Here is a 14,639-nt window from a genome sequence, read left to right as displayed (position 1 = left end):
ATCCGCGCGCTGATCGGGCAGCTGGCGCACAAGGCGGGCGAGGTGCGCTTTGCCGGGCAGACGCTGCACTCGCCCGGGTCCGACCGCATTGCCCGATTGGGCGTGGCGGTGGTCCCGGAAGGCCGTCAGGTCTTTCCGAATCTGTCGGTGCACGAGCACCTCAGTGCGTTTGCCGCCAATCGCAGCGGTGCGGCCCAACCCTGGGACGCGTCGCGCGTGTACCGGCTGTTTCCTCGCCTGGCCGAGCGGCGCGACAATCTCGGCAACCAGTTGTCGGGTGGCGAGCAGCAGATGCTCGCGATCGGCCGCGCGCTGGTCACCAACCCGCGGCTGCTGATCCTCGACGAGGCCACCGAAGGGCTCGCCCCGCTGATCCGCGAGGAGATCTGGGCTTGCCTGGCCGCCCTGCGAAGCAGCGGGCAGACCATCCTGGTGGTCGACAAGTACGTCAATCGCCTGATCGGCCTGGCTGACCGCCATGTGATCCTGGCGCGCGGCCGGGTGGCCTGGAGCGGCAGCTCGGCGGCGCTCGACGCCGACCGGACCCTCTGGAGCACCTACCTCAGTCTCTGAAAGATCCTCATGCCCGTTCTCACGTACCTGACCACCACCCACTTCGATGTCGGCGCCATCAAGGTGCTGCCCAACGAGTTCCGTCGCCTGGGCATCACCCGCCCGCTGTTCGTCACCGATGTCGGGGTGCGCGCCGCCGGCCTGCTCGATCGGGTGCTCGCGGCCGTGCCCGATTCGGCCGGCGCCCCCGTCTTCGACGGCACGCCGGGCAATCCCACCGAAAGCGCCACGCTGCAGGCGCTGGCCCTCTACCGCGCCGAGCGCTGCGATGGCGTGGTCTGCCTTGGCGGCGGCTCATCCATGGACCTGGGCAAGGCCGTGGCGCTGCTCGCGGTCTCGGGCGAGCCGCTTGCGCAGTACGACCCGATGCAGGGTGGCGGCAAGAAGGTCCGTGGCGTTGCCCCCGTGATCTGCGTGCCCACCACCGCAGGCACCGGCAGCGAGGTGTCGGTGGGCTTCGTGATCATCCTCGAGGACGGCCGCAAGCTCACCTTCGCCAGCCCGCAGTTCATCCCGCGATCGGCAGTCTGCGATCCCGAGCTCACGCTCGGACTGCCGCCGCGCATGACCGCCGCCACCGGCATGGATGCGATCACCCATTGCATCGAGGCCGTGCTCGCGCCCACCGTGAACCCGCCCGCCGATGGCATCGGTCTGGACGGGCTTCGCCGCGGCTGGCGCGCCATCGAGGCCGCGGTGGCGAATGGCACCACCGACCGGCAGGCCCGCTGGGAGATGATGATGGCGTCCACCGAGGGTGCGCTTGCCTTCGTGAAGGGTCTGGGCGCGGTGCATGCCATGAGCCACGCCGTGGGGCGGCGTCATGACCTCAAGGCGCACCACGGCACGCTCAATGCGCTGATCCTGCCGGCGGTGCTGCGCTTCAATGCTGCCGTCTGCGTCGAGAAGTACGAGCGGCTGCGTCAGGCCATGGGCCTGGATGCCGGCGCCGACATCGCGGCCGCGGTGGCCCGGCGCAATGCCGACATCGGCCTGCCGAGCGGCCTGTCCGCGATCGGCGTCACCCGCGAGATGATCCCCGACCTGGTACCTCATGCCCTGGCCGACCTGGCGCACTTCGGCAACCCGCGCAAGGCCACGGCCGAGGAATACGCCCAGCTCTTCATCGAATCGCTCTGATCGGCTGTCCGCCCGCCCACTTGCCCATCGTGGAGAGCCCCTGCATGGACTGGACCACCGCCACCATCGGCCAGGCGCTGCGGGATACCGCGGTGCGTACCCCCGAGCGCATCGCGGTCACCGGCCTGGGTCGCCGGCTGAGCTTCGCGGCGCTCGATCGCGATGCCGACAGGCTGGCGCACGGCCTGGCCGCGCTCGGGGTTGCCCGCGGTGACAGCGTGGCCCTGTGGATGACCAACTGCCCCGACTGGGTGTCGGTCTGGATGGCCTGCGTGAGGCTGGGGGCCATGCTCGTACCGGTCAACACCCGCTTCAAGCCCGACGAGGTGGCCTACATCCTGCGGCAGTCCGACGCACGGGTGCTGATCGGCATGGACCGCTTCTGGGACATCGATTACGCGGGCATGATCGACGGGCTGGTTCCGACGCTGGCCGCCAGCACGCCAGGCAGGCTGCAGGACCCGCAACTGCCCGAGTTGCGCGCGGTGGTCTGGTGGGAGGCGGTTTCGCGCCCCGGGTGCACGCACCTGCAGGCCGTGCGCGAGGAGGGCGAGCAGCGCCTGGCCCGCGGGGCCTCGCTCGCGCCCGAGCAACCCGAAGACCCGGTCATCATCGTCTACACCTCGGGTACCACCGGACACCCCAAGGGTGCTGTGCACGGCCATCGGGTGATGCGCAATGCCGCCAATGTGGCGCGGGTGATGCGCATCGGCCCCCAGGACATCATCCTCGGACACATGCCCTTCTATCATGTGGCCGGCGCCTTCACGGCGGTGATTCCGATGGTGATGCTCGGCTGCACGCTGGTCACCCTGGCGCAGTGGGTGCCCGACGAAGCGCTCGACACCATCGAGCGGGAGCGGGTGACCATCTTCGGCGGCATCCCTACCCACTTCATCGATTGCCTGGATGCGATCCGGCGCCGACCTCGTGATGTCTCCTGCCTGCGCTCGGCGTGGATCGGTGGCGCGCCGGTCACGCCCGATGTCGCGCTGGCAGCCCGCGCCGAACTCGGGCTGCAATCCCTGCAGGCGGTCTATGGCATGACCGAGACCACCGCGGCCACGGTCTTCAGCGAGCATGATGCGCCGCTGTCGGTGCTTTGCGAGAACAAGGGGCGGCCGATCGGCGAGTTCGAGGTGGCAGTCTGCGATCCGGCCACCGGCGCGCCCCGCCCGATGGGCGAGGTGGGCGAAGTCCGGGTGCGTGGTCATCTGGTCATGCAGGGCTACTACCGCAACCCGCAGGCCACGGCCGAGGCGATCACCCCCGAAGGCTGGTTTCGCACCGGCGACCTCGGCCAGTTCGACGTCGAGGGCTATCTGAAGATCACCGGGCGTCTGAAGGAGATGTTCATCGTCGGCGGCTCCAATGCCTATCCGGCCGAGATCGAGCGCCTGCTGCAGGCGCTGCCCGAGATCCGGCAGGCGGTGGTGGTGGGCGTGCCCGATCGGCGCCTGGGCGAGGTGGGGTTCGCGTTTCTGCAATTGCACGAGGGCGCCACGCTCGATGCGGCGGGGCTGCGCGAGCGCTGCCGCGGGCAGATGGCCGACTACAAGGTGCCGCGCCATGTGGCGGTGCTGCCCGACTTCCCGCGCACCTCCACCGGGAAGATCCAGCGCGCAGTGCTGCAGGCCCAGGCCCGCGAGCAGGTAGGGCAGGGCGGGGGCGGCTGAGGCGCCGGGGCGCGCGCCTCGCCGGCACGCAGGCGGCCCGCGTCCGAGCCTCAGCGCCGGCGATCCCGCGACCCCCCGGCTTCAGCCGCCGGCGCGCACACCCCAGTCGCGCAGGATTTCATCGCCATGCTGGCCGCTGGCCGGCTGCGAGTGGCGGATGCCCGAGGGCGTACGGCTGAAGCGCGGCGCCGGGCCGGGCTGCACCACGCCATCGATGGTCACGAAGGTGCCGCGCGCGGCCATGTGCGGATGCGAGGGCGCCTCGCCCATGGTGAGCACCGGCGCGAAGCAGGCATCCGAGCCTTCCAGGATCGCGCACCACTGGGCGAGGGTCTTGCTGCGGAAGGTCTCGGTGAAAGCGGTGCGGATGGTCGGCCAGCCGCTGCGATCGTTCTGCGGGGGCAGGCCGGCGCCGGCCAGACCCATCTTCTGCAGCAGCTCCTCGTAGAACTTCGCCTCGATGGCCGCCACCGATACCGGCTTGTCATCGGCGGTGAGATAGACCCCGTACCAGGGCGCCCCGCCGTCGAGGATGTTGTCTTCGCGCTTGTCGGTCCAGCGCCCGGCGGCGCGCAGGCCGTAGATGCTCGACATCAGCAGCGCCGCGCCATCGACCATGGCCGCGTCCACGACCTGCCCCTTGCCGGAGCGGCCTGCCTCATAGACCGCGGCGAGCAGCCCCATGGCCAGCAGCATGCCGCCGCCGCCGAAGTCGCCCACGAGGTTGAGCGGCGGCGACGGCACGCCATCGGCCGGACCGATGGCTGCCAGCACGCCGGTAAGCGCGATGTAGTTGATGTCGTGGCCGGCCGCCTTGGCCATCGGGCCTTCCTGGCCCCAGCCGGTCATGCGACCGAACACCAGCCGTGGGTTGAGCGCAAGACATTGATCGGGCCCCAGACCGAGGCGTTCCATCACGCCGGGCCGGAAGCCCTCGACCAGCACATCGGCCTGCGCGATCAGGCCACGCAGCGTGGCCAGGTCACCGGCGGCCTTCACGTCGAGCGCGATCGAGCGCCGGCCACGCCCGAGCACCCCGAAGCGCTGATCCACCGGGATGCCGAGGTCGGAGGACTCCTTGCGGTCGACCCGCACCACATCGGCGCCCATGTCGGCGAGCATCATCGCGCAGAACGGCCCGGGCCCGATGCCCGCGATCTCGACAACCTTCAAGCCTGCCAGTGGTCCCATGTCAGCATCCCCGGTTATTGACGAGGCCGCCACGGACCCCGTGTCCGCAGCCGAGCGCCGCCCTGATGGCGGCGATCGTGCCGTGTTTCACGGCCGGCCGCCATCGCAGGGGCGGGGGTTCCCGGAATTTGGCCGGCCCGCGCGTGTCGTTCAGAATCGCGTCGATCCGAAGCCTTCCCGCAGGAGATCCTCCATGACAGCTTCCGCCCTGGCGATTGAGGTTGCCGCCGCCCCCGAGCGCCCCGAAACCACCGATCCGCGCATCCCGGCACGCGACCAGGTGGTCACCCGCGCGCTCATGGAGCGGTGGGTTCGCGAGTGCCCCGACAAGGTCTTCATCGAGTTCGGCGATGACGGCGAGCGCTGGACCTACCGCCACTTCCGCGACCTGATCGTCCAGACCGCGCTGGGTCTGCAGCGCCTGGGTGTGGCCCAGGGCGATCATGTGCTGGTCTGGTTGCCGAACAGCCGCGAGCATCTGCGGGTGTTCTTCGCCCTGAATTACCTGGGCGCGGTGTTCGTGCCGATCAACACCGCCTACAAGGGCGCGGTGCTCGCCCATGTGATCGAGAACTCCGACGCTCGCCTGGCGATCGTGCATGCTGATCTGGCACCGCGCATGACCGGCATCGGGCTGGCGGCGCTCACCGACGCGGTGGTGGTGGGCGAGCGCGTCGCGTGCCCCGGTCTGCGCACCCATCACTACGCCGATGTCCTGCTGCCCACCCACGGTCGCCTCGAACCGCCGGCACGCCCGATCGAGCCCTGGGATCCGCAATCGATCATCTACACCTCGGGAACCACCGGCCCGTCCAAGGGGGTGCTCTCCAGCTATCTGCACATCTACACGAATGCCGGGCCGCAGACCTGGCCCTGCGTCACCGGCGAAGACCGCTTCCTGGTGAACATGCCGCTCTTCCACATCGGTGGCATGGGCGTGGTCTTCGTGATGTTCGTGCGCGGTGGCTCGGTGGCCTTCGTCGATCGCTTCGACACCGCGAGCTTTCTCGACACGGTGCGCCGCACCGGCACCACCGCCACCTTCCTGCTCGGTGTGATGGCAAGTTTCCTGGAGAAACTGCCGCCGAAAGCCGACGATGCCGACACGCCGCTGCGGCTTGCCTTCATGGTGCCGCTGGCCGGCGACATCGCCGCGTTCTCGCGCCGCTTCGGCTGCGAGATCTACACGATCTTCAACATGACCGAGATCTCCACGCCGATCATCTCCGAGCCCAACCCGCTGGTGCGCGGCACCTGCGGCCGCAAGCGCGAAGGGGTCGATGTCCGGCTGGTCGATGACAACGACTGCGAGGTGCCCGATGGCACGGTGGGCGAGATGATCGTGCGCACCGACCGGCCCTGGGGCATGAACAGCGGCTACCACAAGAACCCGAAGGCCACCGCCGAGGCGTGGCGCAACGGCTGGTTCCACACCGGCGACTCCTTCCGGCGCGATGCCCAGGGCTACTACTACTTCGTCGATCGCAAGAAGGACGCGATCCGCCGCCGCGGCGAGAACATCTCCTCCTTCGAGGTGGAGGCCGACGTGCAGGCCTTCCCGGCGGTTCGCGAGGTGGCTGCTATCGGCGTACCCAACGAGATGAGCGAAGAGGATGTGCTGGTGGTGGTGGCCCCGATGCAGGGCGCCAGCCTCGATCCCGCCGAGCTGATCGCCTTCCTGCGCGAACGCATGGCCCACTTCATGGTGCCGCGCTATGTGCGGGTGGTGGCCGAACTGCCCAAGACGCCGAGCAACAAGGTCATGAAGGCCGAACTGCGGCGCGAGGGCGTCACCGCCGACACCTGGGACCGCGAGCGCGCTGGCATCGCCGTGCGCTCCGACCGCTTCCAGCGGGCGGGTTGAACCTCTGCGGGACGGGTAGCCCGCCCGACCCGGAAGGCCCGTCGAAGCAAGGCCGGCCTCGGCCCGGCTACCATTAGGGGTTTCGCGCCTCCAAGGATTGCCCATGAATCTACAGGCCCTGGTCGAGCCCGACCGCGTCCACCGCAGCGTCTACACCGACCCCGCCATCTTCGATCTCGAGATGGAGCGCATCTTCGAGCAGGCGTGGGTCTACTGCGGCCATGAGAGCCAGGTGCCGCGCGCCGGCGACTACCACACCCTCACCATCGGCCGTCAACCGATGATCATGGTGCGCGATCGCGACGGCTCGGTGCGGGTGCTCTACAACCGCTGCCCGCATCGCGGCGTGCAGCTGTGCGGCAACCAGAGCGGCAACACCGGCACCGGCTTCGTGTGCTCCTACCATGCCTGGTCCTTCCACCTCGACGGCCGTCTGCGCGCGCTGCCGCTGGCCAGGGGCTACGAGGGCACCCGCATGAATCGCGACAACCCCGATTGCCATGTGAAGCGGGCCGCGCGGGTCGACAGCTATCGCGGCTTCGTGTTTGCCAGCCTTGCCGACGACGGCCCTTCGTTGCGCGAGTTCCTTGGCGAAGCCAGGGTGGCCTTCGACGACATGTGCGACCGCTCGCCGGTGGGCGAGGTCGAGGTCGTGCCCTACTGCCACCGGGTCATGCAGCACTCGAACTGGAAGTTCTTCATGGAGAACCAGCTCGACGCGCTGCACCCCTCGGTCACCCATCAGTCCACCGGCGTGCCCGCGCGTCGGGTCGAGAACCGCATCCGTGCCGAGGGCGGCACGCCGCCGCTGCACTTCCACTACCTGTCGGCCTTCGCGTCGAGCTTCGACCAGTGGGATTCGGTGCAGACGGTCAATTTCCCGCATGGCCACGGCATCCTCAAGGGCTACATGGGCCTTCGTCCCACCGACCCTGACACGCTCGCCCATGAGGCGCTGCTGCGCGAGGCCTATGGCGAGGCGCGCGCCGAGGAATACCTCTCGCGCAACATCCACCATGTGCTGATCTATCCCTACCTCTCGGTGCAGTCGCCGCTGCAACAGCTGCGCTGCCTGCGGCCGGTGGCGGCGGATCGCACCCTTTCCGAGATCTGGCATTTCCGGCTGAAGGGCGTGCCCGAGGCGATCTACCGGCGGTCGATGTGGTACTTCAACCTGGTCAACTCGCCCGCCACGCCGATCAATGCCGACGATCTCGAGAACTGGACCAAGGCGCAGTGGGGCCTGCAGTCGCAGGGCGGCGAGTGGGTCAGCCTGCACCGTGATGCCGGTGGCGACACCGAGGTCGACGGGGTGCTGATGTCCAACCATGGCACCTCGGAGGTGGTGATGCGCAACCAGTTCCGGGCCTGGTCCGACTACATGGGCGCCGATGGCGCCGCGGAGGCCTGAGATGAGCGGCGACAGCAAGACCGACACCACCGCCCTGGTCGGCAAGGCCCTCGACGGCGGGGTGATCATCGAGGCGATCGAGTCGATGACCGGTGCGGAATCGATCGCACCCGATCACACCGGCCGCGGTCATGCGGCCGTGCAGGGCACGCAGTATGTGCCGGCGGTGCCGGCCACCCCGCACGACCTGCAGCGCGAGGTCGAGAACTTCCTGTACCGCCAGGCCGCGCTGCTCGACGCGAAATGCTGGCAGGACTGGATCGGACTGTTCGCCGACGACGGCGTCTACTGGATGCCGATCGCGCAGGAACAGACCGACTGGGTGGGCCAGCCCTCCATCTTCGCCGAGGACCGGCTGATCATGGAGATCCGCATGGGGCGGCTCAACCATCCCAATGCCTGGTCGCAGGCGCCGCAGTGGGCCACCAGCCATCTGGTGGGCAATGTCGTGATCGAGTCGGCCAGCGCCCATGGCATCGAGGTCTGTTCGCGCTTCCAGATGATGGAGTTGCGCCGTGATGATGTCAGGCACTTTGGCGGCACCTATCGCCACAGCCTCGTCCGTACCCCCGAGGGGCTGCGCATCCGTCTGCAGCGGGTCGATCTCATGAATGGTCGTGCGGTCTACGACTACGTGCTGCAGGCCTGGGTCTGAAACCGGAGGTCGCACCAGTCAGGTTCGCGTAAGCACCGCGTCAGGGGCGTGTCAGCGCGTCCCCACAGACTCCGCCGGTCGGCTGGCACAAGCCGCCCATACCACCAAGGAGAAGACGCGATGGCAACGACAATGAACGGCAAGGCGGCCTCGGGCGCGCCGATGACCGCCGAGGAGAAGAAGGTGATCTTCGCCTCTTCCCTCGGCACGGTGTTCGAGTGGTACGACTTCTACCTGTACGGCACGCTCGCCGTCATCATCGGCAACCAGTTCTTCTCGGCGCTCGACCCGGCCTCGCGCACGATCTTCTCGCTGCTCGCCTTTGCGGCCGGCTTCATCGTGCGGCCCTTCGGTGCGCTGGTGTTCGGCCGGCTGGGTGACATGATCGGACGGAAGTACACCTTCCTGGTCACCATCCTGATCATGGGCGTGTCCACCTTCATCGTGGGTCTGCTGCCCAATTACGCGAGCATCGGCATCGCCGCGCCGGTGATCCTGATCATCCTGCGCATGCTGCAGGGCCTGGCGCTCGGCGGCGAGTACGGCGGCGCGGCCACCTACGTGGCCGAGCATGCGCCGCCTGGCAAGCGTGGCGCCTTCACCTCCTGGATCCAGACCACCGCCACGGTGGGCCTGTTCCTGTCGCTGGTGGTGATCCTGGGCGTTCGCACCGCGATCGGCGAGGCGGCCTTCGCCGACTGGGGATGGCGGATTCCCTTCCTGGTGTCGGTCGTGCTGCTCGGCATCTCGGTGTGGATCCGGCTGAGCATGAACGAGTCGCCGGCCTTCAAGAAGATGAAGGAGGAGGGCAAGACCTCCAAGGCGCCGCTGTCCGAGTCCTTCGGTCAGTGGAAGAACCTGAAGATCGTCATCCTCGCCCTGGTCGGCCTGACCGCGGGCCAGGCGGTGGTCTGGTACACCGGCCAGTTCTATGCGCTGTTCTTCCTGACCGGCGCGCTCAAGGTCGATGGCGCCACCGCCAACCTGCTGATCGCCGCTTCGCTGGTGCTTGGCACGCCCTTCTTCATCGTCTTCGGCTCGCTGTCCGACCGCATCGGCCGCAAGCCGATCATCATGGCGGGCTGCCTGATCGCCGCGCTGACCTACTTCCCGTTGTTCAAGGCGCTCACCGAGGCGGCCAACCCCGACCTCGCCGCGGCGCAGGCCAAGAACAAGGTGGCGGTGGTGGCCGACCCTGCCGAGTGCTCGTTCCAGTTCAACCCCACCGGCACGGTGAAGTTCACCAGCTCCTGCGACATCGCCAAGCAGGTGCTCTCGGCCAACTCGGTGAGCTATGACAACACGGCGGGCAGCGGCACGGCCAAGATCACCATCGGTGACAAGTCGATCGAGTCGTACTCGGCGGCCGGCCTGCCGGCCGATCAGGCCAAGGCACGCGATGCCGCCTTCAAGAAGGAAGTCGTCGATGCGCTTCGGGCTGCGGGCTATCCGGCCAAGGCTGATCCGGCCAAGGTCAACAAGCCGATGATCGTGCTGATCCTGACCATCCTGGTGATCTATGTGACCATGGTCTATGGCCCGATCGCGGCCATGCTGGTGGAGCTCTTCCCCACCCGCATCCGTTACACCTCGATGAGCCTGCCGTATCACATCGGCAACGGCTGGTTCGGCGGCCTGCTGCCGGCCACCGCGCTGGCGATCGTGGCCCAGACCGGCAACATGTACAACGGTCTGTGGTACCCGATCATCATCGCCATGGTCACCTTCGTCATCGGCATGCTGTTCGTGCGCGAGACCAAGGATGTCGACATCTTCGAGCAGGAATGATCGGAGCCAAGCATGTGGAAGATCATCGTTGGATTCGTGGTGATCGCCGGGCTTGCGATGCTGCTGCTGATGAAGGGCGGCGGCGATGTCGACATGACCGGTGAGAAGCACAGCGTCGAGCCGGCTGCCGGCGAGGCGAAGAAGTAGGCCCGATGGCCGGCATGCGGCGCCTCCCCGGGCGCCGCGGCCGGTGTCAGCCGGGCAGGGGGATCGAGGCGGATCGCGCTCTTGGCGACCTGAAGGGCTGAGGTGCCGATCCGGCGGGCGCCGGTACAATGCGCGCCGTCTCTCCGAGCATCCTCCATGGCGACACGCAAAGGCGATTACAGCGAAGCCTCCATCCGGGTCCTCAAGGGCCTGGAGCCGGTCCGGCAACGGCCCGGCATGTACACGCGCACCGACAACCCCCTGCACATCATCCAGGAGGTGATCGACAACGCCGCCGACGAGGCGCTCGCGGGCGCCTGCCGCGAGATTGCGGTCCATCTCGCCGCAGACGGCACGGTCAGCGTCGAGGATGACGGCCGGGGCATTCCGGTGGGCCTGCATCCGCAGGAGCAGGCACCGGTGGTCGAGATCGTGTTCACCCGGCTGCACGCCGGCGGCAAGTTCGACAAGCAGGCCGGCGGCGCCTACAGCTTCTCGGGCGGCCTGCACGGCGTGGGCGTGTCGGTGACCAATGCCCTGTGCAGCCGGCTCGAGGTGACGGTCTGGCGTGATGGTCAGGTGAGCGAGATCGGCTTCGCCGGTGGCGAGGTGGCCAGGCCGCTGGCCTCACGTCCGGCTGCCCGCGGTGACCGCCGCAGCGGCACCCGGGTGCGCTGCCTGCCCGACCCCCGCTATTTCGACAGCGCGCAGGTGCCGCTTGCCGACCTGATCCGCCTGCTGCAGTCCAAGGCGGTGCTGCTGCCCGGGGTGCGGGTGCGCCTGGCCGACGAGAAATCGGGCCGGGACTGGTCCTGGCAGTACGACGAAGGCCTGCGCGGGTACCTGCGCGAGGCGCTGGCCCAGGGCGGCGCACCCGAGCCGCTCATCCCGCCGCTCGAGGGCGATCAGCGCTACCCCGCCGGCCATGACAGCTTCGCCGAAGGCGAGGGCGCTCACTGGGTGCTGGTCTGGACCGAGGAAGGGCCGCTGGTACGCGAGTCCTATGTGAACCTCATTCCCACCACCGCCGGCGGCACCCACGAGGCCGGGCTGCGCGACGGCGTGTTCGGCGCCATCCGCTCCTTCATCGAACTGCACTCGCTGCAGCCCAAGGGGCTGAAACTGCTGCCCGAAGATGCGTTCGCGCGGGCGAGCTTCGTGCTGTCGGCACGGGTGCTCGATCCACAGTTCCAGGGCCAGATCAAGGAGCGCCTCAATTCCCGCGATGCGCTTCGGCTGGTCTCTTCGCTGGTGCGCCCGCAGCTCGAGCTCTGGCTCAATCAGCATGTCGATCAGGGCCGGCGGCTGGCCGAACTCGTCATCCGCCAGGCCCAGGCCCGCAGCCGTGCCGCGCAGCGGGTGGAGAAGCGCAAGAGCTCCGGCGTGGCGGTGCTGCCCGGCAAGCTCACCGATTGCGAGTCCACCGATCTCACCCGCAACGAGCTCTTCCTCGTCGAGGGTGATTCCGCCGGCGGCTCGGCCAAGCAGGGGCGCGACAAGGAGTTCCAGGCCATCCTGCCGCTGCGCGGCAAGGTGCTCAATGCCTGGGAGACCGAGCGCGACCGGCTGTTCGCCAACAACGAGATCCACGACATCGCCGTGGCCATCGGGGTCGATCCGCATGGCGCGGCCGACGAGCCCGATCTCTCCCGGCTGCGCTACGGCCGGATCTGCATCCTCTCGGATGCCGATGTCGACGGCTCGCACATCCAGGTGCTGCTGCTCACGCTCTTCTACCGGCACTTTCCGCGGCTCATCGCGCGCGGCCATGTCTGCATCGCGCGGCCGCCGCTCTATCGGGTGGATGTCCCGGCCCAGGGCCGACGCCCGATGCGCAAGCTCTACTGCCTCGACGACGGCGAACTGCGCCATGTGGAGGACCGGCTGCGCAAGGAAGGGGTGCGCGAAGGCGCCTGGAGCATCTCCCGCTTCAAGGGGCTGGGCGAGATGAGCGCCGAGCAGCTCTGGGAGACCACCATGAACCCCGACACGCGGCGCCTGCTGCCGGTGCGGGTGGGCGAGGCGGGTGAGCAGGCCGCGTCCGAGCGCTTCACCATGCTCATGGGCAAGGGCGAGGCCGCGGCGCGGCGCGCCTGGCTCGAGGCGCGCGGCAACGAGGCCGAGGTGGACATCTGATGACCGACGACCTGTTCGCCAACCTGCCGCCGCCCTCGGCCGGCCAGTCGCTCGACCTTGCCGGCTACGCCGAGCGCGCCTACCTCGACTACGCGATCTCCGTGGTCAAGGGGCGGGCACTGCCCGACCTTGGCGACGGCCAGAAGCCGGTGCAGCGGCGCATCCTGCACGCCATGAACGAGATGGGCCTTGCCGAAGGCGCCAAGCCGGTGAAGTCCGCGCGCGTGGTCGGTGATGTGCTGGGCCGCTTCCACCCGCACGGCGACACCGCGGCCTACGAGGCGCTGGTGCGCATGGCCCAGCCCTTCACGCTGCGCTATCCGCTGATTGACGGTCAGGGCAACTTCGGCTCGCGCGACGGTGACGGTGCGGCGGCCATGCGCTACACCGAAGCCCGCCTCACCCGTCATGCCAGGCTGCTGCTCGACGAGATCGACGAGGGCACGGTCGATTTCGTGCCCAACTATGACGGCTCGGCCCGCGAGCCGCGGCAGCTGCCGGCGCGTCTGCCGATGATGCTGCTCAACGGCGCCTCGGGCATCGCCGTGGGCATGGCCACCGAGATTCCGCCGCACAACCTGCGCTAGGTGGCCGCGGCCGCCGCCCTCATGGTGCGCGAGCCCGACAGTTCGCTCGATGCGCTGATGGCGCTGATGCCGGGCCCCGATTTTCCGGGCGGCGCCCAGGTCATCTCGTCGCCCGCCGACCTGCGCGAGATCTACGCCGTTGGCCGCGGCTCGCTGCGGCTGCGTGCCCGCCATGTCATCGAGGATCTCGCCCGCGGGCAGTGGCAGCTGGTGGTGACCGAACTGCCGCATGGCGTGTCGGCTCAGAAGGTCCTCGAGGAGATCGAGGAGCTGACCAATCCGCGGGTCAAGACGGGTCGCAAGTCGCTCGGGCCGGAACAGCTCCAGACGCGCCAGACCGTGCTGGCGGTGCTCGATGCCGTGCGCGATGAGTCGGGCAAGGACGCCGCCGTGCGCCTGGTGTTCGAGCCGCGAAGCTCGCGCATCGAGCCCCAGGAACTGCTCACCACCCTGCTGGCCCACACCAGCCTGGAGAGCAGCCTCGCGGTCAATCTGGTGTGCATCGGTCTTGACGGCCGGCCCGCCCAGAAGGGGCTGGTCGAGGTGCTCGGCGAGTGGGCGCGGTTCCGGCTCGAGACCGTCACCCGCCGGGCGGCCCACCGGCTGGCCGAGGTCGATGCGCGCATCCACATCCTCGAGGGGCGGCAGCTCATCCTGCTGCACATCGATGAGGTGATCCGCATCATCCGCGAATCCGACGAGCCGCGGCCGGCGCTGATCGCGCGCTTCGGCCTCACCGAGCGGCAGGCCGATGACATCCTCGAGATCCGCCTGCGTCAGCTCGCGCGCCTCGAGACCCTGCGCATCGAGCGCGAGCTGGCCGAGCTGGTCGAGCGCAAGCGCGGGCTGGAGGCGCTGCTCGCCAGTCCGGCCGCCATGCGTCGCCAGGTGGTGCGCGAGATCGAGCAGGATGCGAAGCAGTATGGTGATGACCGCCGCACGCTCATCGAGGAGTCGCGGCGCGCCGTCCTGGGCGTGCGCGTGGTCGAGGAGCCGGTCACCGTGATCATCTCGGCGCGCGGCTGGGTACGCGCCCGTCAGGGGCACGGTCATGACGCCGCCGCCTTCCAGTTCAAGGCCGGCGACAGCCTCTCCGGTGCGTGGGAGGTGAGCACCACCGATTCGGTCTACGGCGTGGGCAGCAACGGCCGGGTGTATTCGGTGGCGGTCTCGCAGCTGCCCTCGGCCCGCGGTGACGGCGTGCCGATCACCACCCTGGTCGAGCTCGAAGCGGGCACGCGGCTCGATCATCTCTTTGCGGCTGCGGCCGACGCCGGGGTGTGTCTGGCCACCCGGCAGGGTGTCGGGCTGGTCTGCCAGGCCGGTGATCTCGGCGGCCGCAACCGTCAGGGCAAGGCCTTCCTCACCCTTGACGAGGGCGACGAGCCGCTTGCGCCCGGGGTCTTCGCGCCCGAGCATGACCGGGTGCTGTGCCTGTCGGGCGAGGGCAGGGCGCTGGTATTCGATCGCG

Annotated in this window: 10 protein-coding genes and 1 pseudogene; 10 read left to right on the top strand and 1 reads right to left on the bottom strand. The window is 68.8% G+C overall.

The features are described 5' to 3' along the window. The 3 genes from AC2H6A_RS12140 to AC2H6A_RS12130 form a co-directional block, all read left to right on the top strand. The coding region (locus AC2H6A_RS12140) for an ABC transporter ATP-binding protein (protein ID WP_484273862.1) at window positions 1-573 on the top strand (573 nt) is incomplete at its 5' end. A 9-nt stretch (window positions 574-582) separates the two neighbouring features. Next, the gene (locus AC2H6A_RS12135) at window positions 583-1,713 is read left to right on the top strand and encodes an iron-containing alcohol dehydrogenase (protein WP_484273861.1); all 1,131 of its coding nucleotides are present in this window, start codon (window positions 583-585) and stop codon (window positions 1,711-1,713) included. A 44-nt stretch (window positions 1,714-1,757) separates the two neighbouring features. Then, on the top strand, window positions 1,758-3,389 hold the full coding sequence (locus AC2H6A_RS12130; protein WP_484273860.1) for a class I adenylate-forming enzyme family protein: 1,632 nt from the start codon (window positions 1,758-1,760) through the stop codon (window positions 3,387-3,389). Between the two features lie 81 nt (window positions 3,390-3,470). On the opposite strand, the gene AC2H6A_RS12125 is transcribed toward AC2H6A_RS12130, so the two are convergent. After that, window positions 3,471-4,580 (bottom strand): CaiB/BaiF CoA transferase family protein, encoded by a 1,110-nt coding sequence (locus AC2H6A_RS12125; protein WP_484273859.1) that lies wholly within the window; start codon window positions 4,578-4,580, stop codon window positions 3,471-3,473. A gap of 193 nt (window positions 4,581-4,773) precedes the next feature. Here AC2H6A_RS12125 and AC2H6A_RS12120 point away from each other — a divergent pair, with 193 nt between their 5' ends. The 7 genes and pseudogenes from AC2H6A_RS12120 to parC form a co-directional block, all read left to right on the top strand. After that, a complete protein-coding gene (locus AC2H6A_RS12120; RefSeq protein WP_484273858.1) occupies window positions 4,774-6,444 on the top strand; it encodes an AMP-binding protein in 1,671 nt (556 codons plus the stop codon). Between the two features lie 103 nt (window positions 6,445-6,547). Continuing rightward, complete coding sequence (locus AC2H6A_RS12115; RefSeq protein ID WP_484273857.1) at window positions 6,548-7,855, top strand: Rieske 2Fe-2S domain-containing protein; 1,308 nt, start codon at window positions 6,548-6,550, stop codon at window positions 7,853-7,855. Window position 7,856: 1 nt separating this feature from the next. Further along, a complete protein-coding gene (locus AC2H6A_RS12110) occupies window positions 7,857-8,510 on the top strand; it encodes an aromatic-ring-hydroxylating dioxygenase subunit beta (RefSeq protein WP_484273856.1) in 654 nt (217 codons plus the stop codon). Window positions 8,511-8,630: 120 nt separating this feature from the next. Then, entirely contained in the window at window positions 8,631-10,298 is a 1,668-nt protein-coding gene (locus AC2H6A_RS12105) for an MFS transporter (RefSeq protein WP_484273855.1), read from the top strand. A 12-nt stretch (window positions 10,299-10,310) separates the two neighbouring features. Further along, window positions 10,311-10,445: a hypothetical protein gene (locus AC2H6A_RS12100; protein ID WP_484273854.1), complete on the top strand. Its 135-nt coding sequence runs from the start codon at window positions 10,311-10,313 to the stop codon at window positions 10,443-10,445. A gap of 156 nt (window positions 10,446-10,601) precedes the next feature. Continuing rightward, the gene (locus AC2H6A_RS12095; RefSeq protein WP_484273853.1) at window positions 10,602-12,581 is read left to right on the top strand and encodes a DNA topoisomerase IV subunit B; all 1,980 of its coding nucleotides are present in this window, start codon (window positions 10,602-10,604) and stop codon (window positions 12,579-12,581) included. Next, window positions 12,581-14,639 (top strand): annotated as a pseudogene (gene parC, locus AC2H6A_RS12090) (DNA topoisomerase IV subunit A); the annotation flags it as partial. The gene AC2H6A_RS12095 and the pseudogene parC, both read left to right, overlap by 1 nt.

Source organism: Quisquiliibacterium sp., assembly GCF_982640115.1.
This window is presented reverse-complemented; position numbering and strand designations above follow the sequence as displayed.

What these genes read in the sequence shown, in the direction of transcription:
- AC2H6A_RS12135 (WP_484273861.1), top strand. Translation starts at nt 583, where the DNA reads ATGCCCGTTCTCACGTACCTGACCACCACCCACTTCGATGTCGGCGCC.
- AC2H6A_RS12110 (WP_484273856.1), top strand. Translation starts at nt 7,857, where the DNA reads ATGAGCGGCGACAGCAAGACCGACACCACCGCCCTGGTCGGCAAGGCC.
- AC2H6A_RS12105 (WP_484273855.1), top strand. Translation starts at nt 8,631, where the DNA reads ATGGCAACGACAATGAACGGCAAGGCGGCCTCGGGCGCGCCGATGACC.
- AC2H6A_RS12095 (WP_484273853.1), top strand. Translation starts at nt 10,602, where the DNA reads ATGGCGACACGCAAAGGCGATTACAGCGAAGCCTCCATCCGGGTCCTC.
- AC2H6A_RS12130 (WP_484273860.1), top strand. Translation starts at nt 1,758, where the DNA reads ATGGACTGGACCACCGCCACCATCGGCCAGGCGCTGCGGGATACCGCG.
- AC2H6A_RS12100 (WP_484273854.1), top strand. Translation starts at nt 10,311, where the DNA reads ATGTGGAAGATCATCGTTGGATTCGTGGTGATCGCCGGGCTTGCGATG.
- AC2H6A_RS12120 (WP_484273858.1), top strand. Translation starts at nt 4,774, where the DNA reads ATGACAGCTTCCGCCCTGGCGATTGAGGTTGCCGCCGCCCCCGAGCGC.
- AC2H6A_RS12125 (WP_484273859.1), bottom strand. Translation starts at nt 4,580, where the DNA reads ATGGGACCACTGGCAGGCTTGAAGGTTGTCGAGATCGCGGGCATCGGG.
- AC2H6A_RS12115 (WP_484273857.1), top strand. Translation starts at nt 6,548, where the DNA reads ATGAATCTACAGGCCCTGGTCGAGCCCGACCGCGTCCACCGCAGCGTC.